This window comes from Pseudomonas sp. Q1-7 (assembly GCF_028010285.1).
Taxonomy (GTDB): Bacteria; Pseudomonadota; Gammaproteobacteria; order Pseudomonadales; family Pseudomonadaceae; genus Metapseudomonas.
Window position 1 is genome coordinate 4,836,871 of record NZ_CP116304.1, and the last position, 13,713, is coordinate 4,850,583.

General features: G+C 66.7%; 13 protein-coding genes. 8 read left to right on the forward strand and 5 right to left on the reverse strand.

What is annotated here, in order from left to right:
• Window positions 1–19: 19 nt before the first annotated feature.
• Window positions 20–1,606 (forward strand): ABC transporter substrate-binding protein, encoded by a 1,587-nt coding sequence (locus PJW05_RS22455; protein WP_271409155.1) that lies wholly within the window; start codon window positions 20–22, stop codon window positions 1,604–1,606.
• Between the two features lie 148 nt (window positions 1,607–1,754).
• Here the strand turns inward: PJW05_RS22455 and PJW05_RS22460 are convergent, their stop codons facing one another.
• Window positions 1,755–2,972 carry a M24 family metallopeptidase gene (locus tag PJW05_RS22460; RefSeq protein WP_271409156.1) on the reverse strand — a complete coding sequence of 406 codons (1,218 nt, stop codon included), beginning with the start codon at window positions 2,970–2,972 and terminating at the stop codon, window positions 1,755–1,757.
• Between the two features lie 161 nt (window positions 2,973–3,133).
• Here PJW05_RS22460 and PJW05_RS22465 point away from each other — a divergent pair, with 161 nt between their 5' ends.
• The 6 genes from PJW05_RS22465 to PJW05_RS22490 all read left to right on the forward strand — a co-directional run bounded on the left by PJW05_RS22465 (window position 3,134) and on the right by PJW05_RS22490 (window position 9,727).
• Window positions 3,134–3,697, forward strand: a complete 564-nt coding sequence (locus tag PJW05_RS22465) for a helix-turn-helix domain-containing protein (RefSeq protein WP_271409157.1) — start codon at window positions 3,134–3,136, stop codon at window positions 3,695–3,697.
• A gap of 290 nt (window positions 3,698–3,987) precedes the next feature.
• Window positions 3,988–5,562 (forward strand): ABC transporter substrate-binding protein, encoded by a 1,575-nt coding sequence (locus PJW05_RS22470; protein WP_442969270.1) that lies wholly within the window; start codon window positions 3,988–3,990, stop codon window positions 5,560–5,562.
• A gap of 191 nt (window positions 5,563–5,753) precedes the next feature.
• Entirely contained in the window at window positions 5,754–6,764 is a 1,011-nt protein-coding gene (locus PJW05_RS22475; protein WP_271409159.1) for an ABC transporter permease subunit, read from the forward strand.
• Between the two features lie 12 nt (window positions 6,765–6,776).
• Window positions 6,777–7,682, forward strand: a complete 906-nt coding sequence (locus tag PJW05_RS22480) for an ABC transporter permease subunit (RefSeq protein ID WP_271409160.1) — start codon at window positions 6,777–6,779, stop codon at window positions 7,680–7,682.
• A gap of 102 nt (window positions 7,683–7,784) precedes the next feature.
• On the forward strand, window positions 7,785–8,759 hold the full coding sequence (locus PJW05_RS22485; protein WP_271409161.1) for an ABC transporter ATP-binding protein: 975 nt from the start codon (window positions 7,785–7,787) through the stop codon (window positions 8,757–8,759).
• Entirely contained in the window at window positions 8,756–9,727 is a 972-nt protein-coding gene (locus tag PJW05_RS22490) for a peptide ABC transporter ATP-binding protein (RefSeq protein ID WP_271409162.1), read from the forward strand. The genes PJW05_RS22485 and PJW05_RS22490 overlap by 4 nt, the downstream gene beginning before the upstream one ends.
• 148 nt (window positions 9,728–9,875) lie before the next feature.
• Here PJW05_RS22490 and PJW05_RS22495 read toward each other — a convergent pair whose 3' ends face one another.
• Window positions 9,876–10,493, reverse strand: a complete 618-nt coding sequence (locus PJW05_RS22495; RefSeq protein ID WP_271409163.1) for a LysE family translocator — start codon at window positions 10,491–10,493, stop codon at window positions 9,876–9,878.
• 134 nt (window positions 10,494–10,627) lie between these two features.
• Here PJW05_RS22495 and PJW05_RS22500 point away from each other — a divergent pair, with 134 nt between their 5' ends.
• Window positions 10,628–11,110, forward strand: coding sequence for an Lrp/AsnC family transcriptional regulator (locus PJW05_RS22500; protein WP_271409164.1), 483 nt, complete (start codon window positions 10,628–10,630; stop codon window positions 11,108–11,110).
• Between the two features lie 126 nt (window positions 11,111–11,236).
• Here PJW05_RS22500 and PJW05_RS22505 read toward each other — a convergent pair whose 3' ends face one another.
• The 3 genes from PJW05_RS22505 to PJW05_RS22515 are packed head-to-tail and all read right to left on the reverse strand — an operon-like array spanning window position 11,237 to window position 13,574.
• Complete coding sequence (locus PJW05_RS22505; RefSeq protein WP_271409165.1) at window positions 11,237–12,157, reverse strand: biotin-dependent carboxyltransferase family protein; 921 nt, start codon at window positions 12,155–12,157, stop codon at window positions 11,237–11,239.
• Window positions 12,154–12,831 carry a 5-oxoprolinase subunit PxpB gene (gene pxpB / locus PJW05_RS22510; protein WP_271409166.1) on the reverse strand — a complete coding sequence of 226 codons (678 nt, stop codon included), beginning with the start codon at window positions 12,829–12,831 and terminating at the stop codon, window positions 12,154–12,156. The genes PJW05_RS22505 and pxpB overlap by 4 nt, the downstream gene beginning before the upstream one ends.
• On the reverse strand, window positions 12,828–13,574 hold the full coding sequence (locus PJW05_RS22515; RefSeq protein ID WP_271409167.1) for a 5-oxoprolinase subunit PxpA: 747 nt from the start codon (window positions 13,572–13,574) through the stop codon (window positions 12,828–12,830). Before PJW05_RS22515 ends, pxpB begins: the two co-directional genes overlap by 4 nt.
• Between the last annotated feature and the right edge of the window lie 139 nt (window positions 13,575–13,713).

Sequence of the window (13,713 nt, forward strand, 5' to 3'; positions counted from 1 at the left end):
GCTGTCCCAAGGAAGCCCGATGCGCCGAAGCCTGTTGTCCCTCGCCCTCTGCCTTCCCCTCCACGCCATCGCCAGCCAGTCCCTGGTGGTCTGCACCGAAGCCAGCCCGGAAGGCTTCGATATCGTCCAGTACACCGCCGCCACCACGGCCGATGCCTCGGCCGAAACCGTCTTCGACCGCCTGGTGCAGTTCGCCCCCGGCAGTACCCGGCTGCAACCGGGCCTCGCCGAAAGCTGGAGCATCAGCGCGGATGGCCTCACCTACGAATTCCAGCTGCGCAAGGGTGTGAAGTTCCACAGCACCGACTGGTTCACACCGACCCGCGCGTTCAATGCCGACGACGTGCTCTGGAGTTTCCAGCGCCAGCTGGACGCCAGCCACCCCTGGCACAAACTGTCGCCGCGCGGCTTTCCCTATGCCGAGTCCATGGCCTTCGCCCAGCTCATCGAACGCATCGAGAAGCTGGACGATCACCGCGTGCGCTTCGTCCTGAAACACCCCGAAGCGCCCTTCCTCGCCGACCTGGCCATGGGCTTCACCTCCATCTATTCCGCCGAGTACGCCGGGCAGTTGCTCAAGGCCGGCAAGGCCGAGCAGCTGAATCGCCAGCCCATTGGCACCGGCCCCTTCGTCTTCGAGCGCTACCGCAAGGATGCCCAGGTGCGCTTCCGCGCCCACCCGGACTACTGGGCAGGCAAGCCGACGCTCGACCGGCTGCTGTTCGCCATCACTCCCGATCCCAATGTGCGCGTGCAGCAGCTCAAGGCCGGCGCCTGCCAGGTGGCGCTGTACCCGCGCCCCACCGATATCGCCGCGCTGCGCCAGGAGCCGGCACTGCAGATACTCGAACTGGATTCCCTGCTGGTGGCCTATGTCGGCCTCAATACCCGCCATCCGCCGCTGGACGATGTGCGGGTGCGCCAGGCCATCAACCTCGCCTTCGACACCCGCGCCTATCTGCGCGCGCAGTTCGGCGAAGGCAACGCCAGCCGCGCCGTGGCGCCTTATCCGGCCACGCTGCTGGGCTTCAACGACACGCTCGCCCCTTGGCCTCACGACCCGGAAAGGGCTCGCCGATTGTTGGCCGAGGCCGGGCACCAGGATGGTTTCAAGCTGAGCATCTGGACCCGTCCCGGTGGCGGGCCGACCAACCCCAACCCCGGCATCGGCGCGCAAATGCTCCAGGCCGACCTGGCGGCCATCGGCATCAAGGCGGAGATCCGCGTCTATGAATGGGGCGAGCTGATCAAGCGCGCCAAGCAGGGCCAGCACGATTTGGTGTTCATGGGCTGGGCCGGCGACAACGGTGATCCGGACAACTTCCTCACGCCCAACCTGTCCTGCGCGGCGGCGAAATCAGGCGAGAACCAGGCCGGCTGGTGCAATGCCGAGTTCGACGACCTGATCCGCCAGGCCCGCACGGTGACCGATCCAGCGCGGCGCGCCGAGCTCTACCGCCACGCCCTGGCGATCTTCCACGAGCAGGCGCCGTGGATTCCCCTGGCCCACCCCAAGCAGTTCGCGGCGATCCGCAAGGGCGTGGAAGGCTTCCAGCTCAATCCGCTGGGTTCGAACAACTTCGCGCGGGTGAAGCTGGCGCAATAGGTTGGCTTGGCGACTGTGGGGGCGAATTCATTCGCCAAGCAGACCGCAGGTCTGCCCATCGGAGGCCGAGCGGGGCTTTACCTCCCTCACCCCGGCTCTCTCCCTGTGGGAGCGAATTCATTCGCGAAGCGGGACAGCGTCCCGCCTCTCAGGCCTCCAACCCGAACGGATCGTCGATGGAGTGGCTCGGCTGGGTGAACCAGCGCGGCCCCTCGGCCGTCATGTAGAAGTGGTCCTCCAGGCGAATGCCGAACTCCCCGGGCACGCAGATCATCGGCTCGTTGGAGAAGCACATGCCCTCGGCCAACGGCGTCTCGTCACCGCGCACCAAGTAGGGGCCCTCGTGGATATCCAGGCCGATGCCGTGACCGGTGCGGTGTGGCAGCCCCGGCAGTTGGTAGTCCGGCCCCAGGCCACCGTCTTCCAGGCAGCGGCGAGCGGCGGCGTCCACCGAGCCGCAGGGCGCGCCGAGGCGAGCGGCGTCGAAGGCAGCCTGCTGCGCGGCTTTTTCCAGGTTCCAGAAGGCGCGCTGGCGTTCGCTGGGCGTGCCGAACACGTAGCTGCGGGTGATATCCGACTGGTAGCCGTGGAGCTGACAACCCGTGTCGATCAGCACCATGTCGCCGTCCTTGAGCACCTGGGCGTGCTTCACGCCATGGGGGAAGGCGCTGGCTTCGCCGAACAGCACGATGCAGAAGGTCGAACCGGGGGCGCCCACCTTGCGGTGCGCCTCGCGGATGAACTCGGCGACGTCCGTGGTGCTGATGCCTTCGCGCAGGATGCTGGCGGCGGCCTTGTGCACTTCCAGGGTCATGTCCTTGGCCCGCTGCATGAGGGCCAGCTCGGTGGCCGACTTGTGGAAGCGGCAGGGGTCGATCACGCAAGCGGCGTCGACGAAATCGAAGGCGGCGCCGAGGCGACGAATGCCATCGAACATGAAGAAGGCCAGGGAAGGACAGAGCCCCACCCGCGCATCGGCGGCGATCCCCATTCCCACCAGCATCTCCAGCAGCAGGCGGTAGGGGCTCTGGTGTTCCTGCCAGGTGTGGATGGCGCCTTCCACCTCGCGGAAGTCGCGGATGGTGCCTTCTTCGAAGGCGGGGGCGATATAGGCCAACGGACCGTTGGCGGGCAGCACGGCGCCCACCATGCGTTCGCTGGGCGTCCACTTCACGCCGGTGAAGTAGCGCAGGTTGCTGCCGGCATTCAGGTAGAGGGCAGCGATGCCCTGCTGGCGCATCAGCGCCTGTGCCCTGGCGATGCGCGCCTGGTACTCGTCCAGGCCGATGGGCGCCATGCCCGCCGTCATGTTCGCCAGGCCGGCCAGTGCCTGCTCCGGGGTCTTGCCCCCCACGCCCAGTGTCATCGTGTTCTCCCGAGTGATGTTGTTGTTCGTCGAATTTAAGTTCCACTTAAAATGGCGTCAACGGCATTTTTCAGTGCCACTTAATTTTCAATAAGGCGACAAGCCTTTTCTACAATGCGCCGCTCGTTATACTGGCGCCCTTCAGAACAAGAGCCAGGCCAATGACCGTAGAGCAGATCGGGGAACGCTTGCGCCGCTACCGCCGCGCCGCCAACAAGACCCTGAACCAGGTAGCCGCCGAATCGGGCCTCACGGCCAGTTTCCTGTCCCAGGCGGAACGCAACCTCACCGGCGTGTCGATTTCCTCCCTGGCGAACATCGCCAAGTCCCTGGGCATCCCCCTCAACGCCCTGTTCGACCAACCGCCCCAACCCCAGCCCGATTCCCACCAGGGCCAGCGTGTGCGCTACACCATCGGCGGCCAGCCGCTGGCCTACGAGCGGCTGTCCAGCAACTTCCCGGGCAACCTGATCAACGCGGTGAAGATGAGCATGCCGGTGGGTTATCAATCGGAACTCATCTCCCACGAGGGCGCCGAGTTCGCCTATGTGCTGTCCGGGCAGATTGTCTACACCATCGAAGGCCACAAGTACCCGCTGGGCCCCGGCGATTCGGTGCATTTCGACGCCGCCAAGGCGCATTTCCTCGCCAATACCGGAAATGAAGTGGCCGAGGTCCTGACCGTGACCACCATGGGCCTGTTCGACGACCACCCCACGCCCTGACCCGTAGGTTCCGGGAAGTAAGCATCACTGAATTTAAGTTGACCTTAATTTCAGCATCACTTAAGTTCGGCCTCGGCCGCGGTGGTGCAGGCATCCCTCGCCCTCCGCCGCCATCGCCCGCCCGGGGAATGCCGGCATCCGGCTCCCGGCCCGCGAATGACGGGCAGCCTGCGGCCCACGAAGCCGCAGGGTCAGGTGCACTGCGCAGCACTGGCTCCAGCCACCTGATACGCCGCCCTCAGAACAACAACAACGAGGTTCGCATGCGTCAGAAAACCACCCTCAAGACCATGATCGCCGCCGGCCTTATCCTCGGCTCCGGCTTCACCCACGCCGCCAGCTACCTGGTGTTCTGCTCGGAAGGCAGCCCCGCCGGCTTCGACCCGGGCCAATACACCACCGGCACCGATTTCGACGCGACCTCGGAAACCCTCTTCAACCGTCTCGCCCAGTTCCAGCGTGGCAGCACCCAGGTCGAACCGGCCCTGGCCAGCAACTGGGAGATCAGCGAAGACGGCAAGCGTTATGTCTTCCACCTGCGCCAGGGCGTGAAGTTCCACAGCACCGATTACTTCAAGCCCACCCGCGAATTCAACGCCGACGACGTGCTCTTCACCTTCCAGCGCATGCTCGACAAGGATCACCCGTTCCGTAAGGCGTACCCCACCGAATTCCCCTACTTCACCGACATGGGCCTGGACAAGAACATCGCCAAGGTGGAGAAGCTCGACGCGATGACCGTGGCCTTCACCCTGAACGAAGTGGACGCCGCCTTCATCCAGAACCTGTCGATGAACTTCGCCGCCATCCAGTCCGCCGAGTACGCCGAGCAGTTGCTGAAGAACGGCAAGGCCGCCGACATCAACCAGAAGCCCATCGGCACCGGCCCCTTCGTGCTCAAGCGCTACCAGAAGGACGCGCAGATCCGCTTCACCGGCAACAAGGACTACTGGAAGCCGGAAGACGTGAAGATCGACAACCTGATCTTCGCCATCAACACCGACGCCTCGGTGCGTACCCAGAAGCTCAAGGCCGGCGAATGCCAGGTCACCCTCAACCCGCGTCCGGCGGATATCGAGGCCCTGAAGAAAGACCCGAACCTCAAGGTGCCCAGCGAGCCGGGCTTCAACCTCGGCTACATCGCCTACAACGTCACCCGCGCGCCCTTCGACAAGCTCGAAGTGCGCCAGGCGCTGGACATGGCGGTGAACAAGCAGGCCATCATCGACGCCGTCTACCAGGGCGCCGGCCAACTGGCCGTGAACGGCATGCCGCCGACCCAATGGTCCTACGACGAAACCATCAAGGACCGCGCCTTCGATCCGGAAAAAGCCAAGGAGCTGCTCAAGGCCGCCGGCGTGAAGGAAGGCACCGAGATCACCCTCTGGGCCATGCCGGTGCAGCGTCCGTACAACCCCAACGCCAAGCTGATGGCCGAAATGCTCCAGGCCGACTGGGCCAAGGTGGGCATCAAGGCGCGCATCGTCAGCTACGAGTGGGGCGAGTACATCAAGCGTGCCCATGCCGGCGAGCACGACGCCATGCTGATCGGCTGGACCGGCGACAACGGCGACCCGGACAACTGGCTGGGCACCCTCTACGGCTGCGACTCGGTGGACGGCAACAACTTCTCCAAGTGGTGCGACGCCGGCTACGACAAGCTGGTGAAAGCCGCCAAGGCCACCGCCGACGTGGAACAGCGCACCACGCTGTACAAGCAGGCGCAGCACGTCCTGCAGCAGCAGGTGCCGATCACCCCGATCGCCCACTCCACGGTCTACCAGCCGATGCGCGCCAGCGTGAAGGACTTCCTGATCAGCCCCTTCGGCCGCAACAGCTTCTACGGCGTCGCCAACGAACGCTGAGCCATGGGCCGGGCGACCGGCCCTTTCCTCCAACCGGCGCAGACCGGACGAGGTCTTTCTCACCTGCCACAACGAACGCAAGGCGCCGTACCGGGCTTCCCCGGAGCGGCGCCTTTACCCACGCGGCCTAAACTGCTGGGAACGGTCAGCCCCCTGGCCGGCATAACAAAGATGAGGAGTGATTCGCCCAAATGCTGAGTTTCATCGCACGCCGACTGGGGCTTCTGATCCCCACCTTCTTCGGCGTCACCCTGCTCACCTTCGCCCTGATCCGCCTGATTCCCGGCGACCCGGTGGAGGTGATGATGGGTGAACGCCGGGTCGATCCGGAAATGCACGCCCAGGCCATGGAACGCCTGGGCCTCAACAAACCGCTGCCGGAGCAGTACCTGGACTATGTCGGCAAGCTGGCCCAGGGCGACCTGGGCGAATCCCTGCGCACCCGCGAAGGCGTCTGGCACGAATTCCTCACCCTGTTCCCCGCCACCCTGGAACTGGCCATCGCCGCGCTGATCTTCGCCGGCACCCTCGGCGTGCTGGCCGGCGTGATCGCCGCCCTGAAACGCGGCTCGCTGTTCGACCACGGGGTGATGGGCATCTCCCTGGCGGGCTACTCCATGCCGATCTTCTGGTGGGGCCTGTTGCTCATCATGTTCTTCTCGGTGTGGCTCGGCTGGACACCGGTATCCGGGCGCATCGACCTGCTCTACGACATCGAGCCGGTCACCGGCTTCATGCTCATCGACACCCTGCTGTCCGAAGAGGAAGGCGCCTTCGTCGATGCCCTGCGCCACCTGATCCTGCCGGCCATCGTGCTCGGCACCATCCCGCTGGCGGTGATCGCCCGCATGACCCGCTCGGCGATGCTCGAAGTGCTGCGCGAGGACTACGTACGCACCGCCCGCGCCAAGGGCCTGTCGCCGGCCCGCGTGGTCTTCGTCCACGGCCTGCGCAACGCGCTGATCCCGGTGCTCACCGTGTTCGGCCTGCAGGTGGGCACCCTGCTCGCCGGCGCGGTACTGACCGAAACCATCTTCTCCTGGCCGGGCATCGGCAAATGGCTGATCGAAGCCATCGGCGCCCGTGATTACCCGGTGGTGCAGAACGGCATCCTGCTGATCGCCTGCCTGGTGATCCTGGTGAACTTCGTCGTGGACATCCTCTACGGCCTGGTCAATCCACGCATCCGTCATCAGCGCTAAGGAGACCTGAACATGAATGCCATGCAACCCCAGGTCGACCCGAGCATCCTCTATCCGTCTCCCCTGAAGGAGTTCTGGAAGGCCTTTGCCCACAACAAGGGCGCCGTCGGCGGCCTTGCTTTCATGATCCTGATCGTGTTCTGCGCCCTGTTCGCCCCCTGGGTCGCGCCCCATGACCCGAGCGAGCAGTTCCGCGATTTCCTGCTGACCCCGCCGGTCTGGCTGGAAGGCGGCCAGGCGCAGTTCCTGCTCGGCACCGACGAACTCGGCCGCGACCTGCTGTCGCGCCTGATCCACGGCGCGCGGCTGTCGCTGCTGATCGGCCTGGCCTCGGTGGTGATGTCGCTGATCCCCGGCATCCTCCTCGGCCTCCTGGCGGGCTTCTTCCCGCGCCTGCTGGGCCCGTCGATCATGCGCCTGATGGACATCATGCTGGCGCTGCCCTCGCTGCTGCTGGCGGTGGCCATCGTCGCCATCCTCGGCCCAGGCCTGATCAACACCGTGATCGCCATCGCCATCGTTTCCCTGCCGTCCTACGTGCGCCTGACCCGCGCCTCGGTGATGGGCGAACTGAACCGCGACTACGTCACCGCCTCGCGCCTGGCCGGCGCCGGCCTGCTGCGCCTGATGTTCGTCACCGTACTGCCGAACTGCATGGCGCCGCTGATCGTCCAGGCCACCCTGAGCTTTTCCTCGGCCATCCTCGACGCCGCCGCCCTGGGCTTCCTCGGTCTCGGCGTGCAGCCGCCGACCCCCGAGTGGGGCACCATGCTCGCCTCCGCGCGGGACTACATCGAACGCGCCTGGTGGGTAGTCTCGCTGCCCGGCCTGACCATCCTGCTCAGCGTGCTGGCGATCAACCTGATGGGTGACGGCCTGCGCGATGCGCTGGACCCGAAACTCAAGAATGCAGTCTGAGGAGCCCACCATGAGTCGAATCATTTTCGTCGGATGGGTAGAGCGCAGCGAAACCCATCACCTCCAGCCGGCAACCTCGGCCGTCTCTCCGGAGGCCATCGCATGAGCCTGCTGGAAATCAAGAACCTCAGCGTGCGCTTCGGCGACGCCAACGCCGTCCCGGTGGTGGACGGCCTCGATATCTCGGTGAACAAGGGCGAGGTGCTGGCCATCGTCGGCGAATCCGGCTCCGGCAAATCGGTGACCATGATGGCGCTGATGGGCCTGATCGACGCCCCCGGCCGCATCAGCGCCGACAGCCTGCGCTTCGACGGCCACGACATGCTCACCCTCAAGGGCAAGCAGCGTCGCCATATCGTCGGCAAGGACCTGGCGATGGTCTTCCAGGACCCGATGACCGCCCTCAACCCCAGCTACACCGTGGGCTTCCAGATCGAGGAAGTGCTGCGCCAGCACCTCGGCCTCAAGGGCAAGGCTGCTCGCCAGCGCGCCCTGGAGCTCCTCGAACGGGTGGAGATTCCCGGCGCCGCCAGCCGCCTCGACGCCTACCCGCACCAGCTCTCCGGGGGCATGAGCCAGCGCGTGGCCATCGCCATGGCCATCGCCGCCGAGCCCAAGCTGCTGATTGCCGACGAACCCACCACCGCCCTGGACGTGACCATCCAGGCGCAGATCATGGACTTGTTGCTGGACCTGCAGCGCGACCAGGGCATGGCCCTGGTGCTGATCACCCACGACCTGGCCGTGGTGGCCGAAACCGCCAACCGCGTCTGCGTGATGTACGCCGGCCAGGCGGTGGAGATCGGCGAAGTGCCACACCTGTTCGACGAACCGACCCACCCCTATACCGAAGCCCTGCTCAAGGCGATTCCCGAGCACAGCCTGGGCGCCCATCGCCTGTCCACCCTGCCCGGCATCGTCCCCGGCCGCTACGACCGGCCCCACGGCTGCCTGCTGTCACCTCGCTGCCCCTACGGCCAGGCCAACTGCGTGGCCCAGCGCCCGACGCTGGACCCGCACGCCCACGGCGCCGTGCGCTGCTTCTACCCCCTTAACCTGATCGAGGTGGCGCGATGAGTGCCGTATTGACCGCCCGAGACCTGCATCGCCACTACGAAATTTCCCGTGGCCTGTTCAAGCCCCATGCCACGGTGCGCGCGCTGAATGGCGTGTCCTTCGAGCTGGACGCCGGCAAGACCCTGGCCGTGGTCGGCGAATCCGGCTGCGGCAAGTCCACCCTGGCCCGCGCCCTGACGCTGATCGAGGAACCCTCCTCCGGCTCCCTGCAGATCGCTGGCCGCGAAGTGGCCGGCGCCAGCAAGGAGGACCGCAAGCAACTGCGCCGCGATGTGCAGATGGTCTTCCAGAACCCCTACGCCTCGCTCAACCCGCGGAAAAAGGTGGGCGACCAGTTGGCCGAACCGCTGTTGATCAACACCGGCCTGTCCCGCGCGGAACGCCGCGAACAGGTGCAGGCGATGATGCAGCAGGTGGGCCTGCGCCCCGAGCACTACCAGCGCTACCCGCACATGTTCTCCGGCGGCCAGCGCCAGCGCATCGCCCTGGCCCGCGCCATGATGCTCAACCCCAAGGTGCTGGTGGCGGACGAGCCCACCTCGGCGCTGGACGTGTCCATCCAGGCGCAGGTGCTCAACCTCTTCATGGACCTGCAGGAGCGCTACAACACCGGCTACGTGTTCATCTCCCACAACCTTGCGGTGGTGCGCCACGTCGCCAGCGACGTGCTGGTGATGTACCTCGGCCGCCCGGTGGAAATGGGCCCCAGCGAACGGATCTACGAACGTCCGCTGCACCCCTACACCAAGGCCCTGCTCTCGGCCACGCCGGCCATCCACCCGGACCCGGGCAAGCCGAAGATCAAGATCGCCGGCGAACTGCCCAACCCCCTCGACCCGCCGTCCGGCTGCGCCTTCCACAAACGCTGCCCCTACGCCACCGAGCGCTGCCAGGTGGATGTACCGGAGCTGCGCCTGATCGACGCCCGCCAGGTGGCGTGCCACAACGTGGAGACGATCAACGCCTGAAATCGGCTGCCCTGGCTGCAGGCACGCCCCTTGTGGGAGCGAATTCATTCGCGATGACGGGCAGAGCCTGCCCTGGTAGCAGCGGGGGCGCTTTGCGCCCTTTCGCGAATGAATTCGCTCCCACACCTCTTGCGAAATGGCGCCGCCTTCAGATATCCCGCAACAGCGCCAGCCGTACGCCGAATCCCACCAATACTGTGCCGAACAGCCACTGCTGCACCCGCTGCACCAGCGGTCGCTGGCCCAGCCACCGTGCCAGCCCCTCCCCGGCCAGCGCATAGCCGGTATCGAATGCCAGGCCCACTGCCACCAGCACCACGCCCAAAAGGGCGAACTGCAGCACCAACGGGCCCGCCTCGGGGCTGACGAACTGCGGCAGCAGCACCGAGCAGAACAGCAGCGCCTTGGGATTCAGCAGGTTGGTGAAAAGTCCCCGGCGCAGGGCCTGCCAATAGGCTCGCGAATGCTGCCGCTCGCCCTCCACCGCCAGCACCGAGGCCTCCGCCTGCAGCAGTCTCAGGCCGATCCAGAACAGATAGGCCGCGCCCGCCAGGCGCACCAGGTCGAAAGTCCAGGGGGCGCTCCGGAACAGCACGGCCAACCCCAGGCCCGCCAGGACCACATGGCAGCCCCGCGCCAGGGCCAGCCCCAGCGCGGTGGCCAGGGCCATGGTGCGCCCCTGACGGGCACCGGTCTGCAGCAAAAGGATCATGTCCGGCCCGGGCAGCAGGTAGACCACCGCCAGGGCCATCAGGAAAGCGGTCATTGTCTGTACCCCGGATCAACCATCAGAGACCAGATTCTAGGACCGAAGCCTGGGGCAGGTGCTTGCGTATTTGACCACTCGGATCATCATTACTGGCATTTCCTGCCAATCGTTAACGCAAGTCACGAACATATATGCCAAAACCCAAACTCGACGCCCTGGACCACCGGATACTTGCCGCCCTGCAGCGCGACGGTCGCCTGACCAACGTGCAACTGGCCGAGGAGATCGGCCTGTCCGCCTCGCCCTGCCTGCGCCGCGTGCGCCTGTTGGAGGAGGCCGGGGTGATTCGCGGCTACCACGCCAACCTGGACCGTGACGAAGTGGGCCTCGGGCTGACCGTGTTCGTCGGCATCAAGGTGGAGCGCCACGGCCAGGAGCAGGCCGAGGCTTTCCGCGCGGCGGTGGTCAGCCTGCCGGAGGTGATCTCTGTGCACCTGGTCTCGGGCGAGTCGGACTTCCTGCTGCAAGTGGTGGTGCCGGACCTGCGCGCCTACGAACACCTCCTGACCGGCACCCTGCTCAGGTTGCCCGGCGTCAGCGACATCCGCAGCAACTTCGCCATCCAGACGGTGAAGGCGCCTTCGCCGCTGCCGTTGAACCACCTGCCGAAATAGCGAACGGAGCGTTCTTGTTGTAGGAACGAATTCATTCGCGAAGCAGCCCGAAGGGCTGCCCTTCAATGCCAAAAGCGGGCTGCTGCGCAGCCCTTCGCGAATGAATTCGCTCCTACAAGAACCGGGTCAACGTCCGAAGAAGCGATAGAACGCCCGCAGTTCGTCCTGGGCATCCTCCAGGCTCATGGCGATGAAGCGCAGCACCTGGTTCGCCGGGCACTGCGCCAGGCGGCCGAGGTCCAGCGGATGGACCCAGCCGAGGACGGGGTAACCGCCCATGGTCTGGCGGTCGGCCATGAGGATGATCGGCTGGCCGTCCGGCGGCACCTGGATGGCCCCGCTGACCACGCCCTGGGACCACTGTCGCTGCGGAGCGACCAGGGGTTCACCCTCCAGGCGCGCGCCCATGCGATCGGATTGCGGGCTGAGCAGCCAGGGGCGCTCGAAGAAGGCCCGCGCCTGCTCTTCCTCGAAGCTGGCGGCATCGCCCCCGATCATCACCCGTAGCGATTGCGCGACCTTGTAATCCGGCTGCCAGGGCCAGGGCACGCTGGCGCCACGGGGGAATTCCCGTTGGCCGCCGACCAGCAGATCGCCTTCGGCCAGCCGCGCGCCTTCGGCATCCAGTCCACCCAGGCCCTCGCGCAACTGGCAGGCCACGCTGCCCAGCACCGGCTCGGCGCGGATGCCCTCGGCCAGCGCCAGGTAGGCGCGCTGGCCGCTGCGGGCGAAGCCGATCTGCAGACGCTGCCCGGCCTCGACCCGCCAGCGCGACCAGTTCCAGCGTGGCTCGCCACCCAGGCTCAGCGGCATGTCGGCGCCGGTCAGGGCGACCCAGAGGTCCGCCTCCGCCTCCAGCTCCACGCCGCCCAGGGCAATTTCCAGCACCGCCGCGCCACGGGCATTGCCCAGCAGCCGGTTGGCCCAGGCCGCCGCCAGCGCGTCCATGGGCCCGGCCGGAGAAACGCCAAGGTGCTGCCAGCCGTAACGGCCCGCGTCCTGCAACAGGCTCAACGGCCCCGGCTTGATAACGCGCAGGCCGCTCATGCCTCGCCGCCTTCACTGCGGTAGCGGTCTTCGTCGATGGCCAGGAAGCGCACACGGTCGCCCAGGGCCAGCGGACAGGGCGGCTCACGGCGCGCATCGAACAGGCGCCAGGGACAGCGTCCGAGCAGGTGCCAGCCTCCTGGCGAGGCCTGTGGATAAATCGCCGTCTGCTGCTCGGCGATGGCCAGGCTGCCGGCCGGCACCCGAACGCGCGGCCGGCTGCGGCGCGGCAGCGCAAGGCGTGGATCGAGGCCGCCGAGGTAGGCGAAACCGGGCGAAAAACCGACGGCGCCGACCCGGTATTCGGCGCTGCTGTGGATATCCACCAGTTCGTCCACACGCATCCCGCAGGTTTCGGCCACCCAGGCCAGATCCTCGCCGCAATACCAGATGGGAATCTCGTGCAACCGGCCGGCCTCCACCCGCGTCGGTGCGGCCAGCCAGGCCTCCAGTAGGGGTTCGACGAGCCGGGACAGCGCCTGGTGGTCGGTACGGGTCAGGTCGTAGTGCAGCAACAGGGTGGTCCAGCCGGGCACCAGGTCGACCAGCAGGGGACCGACCTGCTGGCGCAGCGTGGCGCTGAGCGCGGCAATGCGCTGGGGCAGCCCGGCGTCCGGTTCGTCGGCCAGCACCAGCAGCAGGGCCTCGGCGCCGGCGGGTTCGAGACGGATCATAGGGCGTCCAGCTTGCCTCGCAGGCGGCGCAACACGGCCAGGGACTCGGGATTGTCGCCATGCACGCAGAGGCTGTCGGCGGTCAGGCGCAACGGCTTGCCGTCGATGTCCGGGAAGGGCTCGCCGGCGGCGATGGCCAGGGCCTGGTCGAGAATGCGTTCGGGGTCGTGGTGCACGGCGCCGGCCATGCGCCGGGGCGCCAACTGGCCGTCGGAGAGGTAGGCGCGGTCGGCGAAGGCCTCGAACATCAGCGGTATGTCGGCGGCGTCGGCCAGCCGTAGCTCACGACCGTTGTCGGCCAGAGCCAGGACCATCAGCGGCAGGCCCTTGCGGTAGCTGGCGCAGGCGTCGAGCACCGCCTCGAGCAGCGCATCGTCGCGCACAAGGTCGTTGTACAGGGCACCGTGGGGCTTCACATAGGCCACCTGGGTGCCGACCGCGCGGCAGAAGGCTTCCAGCGCGCCGATCTGGTACAGCACCTGGGCGCGCACTTCCTCCGGCGAGCAGGCCAGGTGGCGGCGGCCGAAACCGGCGAGGTCCGGGTAGGCGGGATGGGCGCCGATGCGCACCCCATGGCGCAGCGCCAGTTCGACCGTGCGCTGCATGGTCAGGGGATCGGCGGCATGGAAGCCGCAGGCGAGGTTCGCCTGGTCCACCAGCGGCATGGCGTGCTCGTCGTCACCCATGCGCCAGGCGCCGAAGCTTTCCCCCATGTCGCAATTCAGCAGGATTCGTCTGTTCATACGCCGAATTATGGCCAAAAGCCGGCCTCTTGTAGGGGCCAATTCGTTTCAACCTGGGTATATAGGCTGCGCGTAGGCTGGCGCCGAGCCTGCGAAGCCCGGCGATGCGCACGTTGTTAGGCCTCGCCCTCCCCCCTCG

Excerpts from the sequence above, each read along its gene's own strand:
- PJW05_RS22455 (WP_271409155.1), top strand. The coding sequence starts at position 20 with ATGCGCCGAAGCCTGTTGTCCCTCGCCCTCTGCCTTCCCCTCCACGCC.
- PJW05_RS22460 (WP_271409156.1), bottom strand. The coding sequence starts at position 2,972 with ATGACACTGGGCGTGGGGGGCAAGACCCCGGAGCAGGCACTGGCCGGC.
- PJW05_RS22465 (WP_271409157.1), top strand. The coding sequence starts at position 3,134 with ATGACCGTAGAGCAGATCGGGGAACGCTTGCGCCGCTACCGCCGCGCC.
- PJW05_RS22470 (WP_442969270.1), top strand. The coding sequence starts at position 3,988 with ATGATCGCCGCCGGCCTTATCCTCGGCTCCGGCTTCACCCACGCCGCC.
- PJW05_RS22475 (WP_271409159.1), top strand. The coding sequence starts at position 5,754 with ATGCTGAGTTTCATCGCACGCCGACTGGGGCTTCTGATCCCCACCTTC.
- PJW05_RS22480 (WP_271409160.1), top strand. The coding sequence starts at position 6,777 with ATGAATGCCATGCAACCCCAGGTCGACCCGAGCATCCTCTATCCGTCT.
- PJW05_RS22485 (WP_271409161.1), top strand. The coding sequence starts at position 7,785 with ATGAGCCTGCTGGAAATCAAGAACCTCAGCGTGCGCTTCGGCGACGCC.
- PJW05_RS22490 (WP_271409162.1), top strand. The coding sequence starts at position 8,756 with ATGAGTGCCGTATTGACCGCCCGAGACCTGCATCGCCACTACGAAATT.
- PJW05_RS22495 (WP_271409163.1), bottom strand. The coding sequence starts at position 10,493 with ATGACCGCTTTCCTGATGGCCCTGGCGGTGGTCTACCTGCTGCCCGGG.
- PJW05_RS22500 (WP_271409164.1), top strand. The coding sequence starts at position 10,628 with ATGCCAAAACCCAAACTCGACGCCCTGGACCACCGGATACTTGCCGCC.
- PJW05_RS22505 (WP_271409165.1), bottom strand. The coding sequence starts at position 12,157 with ATGAGCGGCCTGCGCGTTATCAAGCCGGGGCCGTTGAGCCTGTTGCAG.
- pxpB (WP_271409166.1), bottom strand. The coding sequence starts at position 12,831 with ATGATCCGTCTCGAACCCGCCGGCGCCGAGGCCCTGCTGCTGGTGCTG.
- PJW05_RS22515 (WP_271409167.1), bottom strand. The coding sequence starts at position 13,574 with ATGAACAGACGAATCCTGCTGAATTGCGACATGGGGGAAAGCTTCGGC.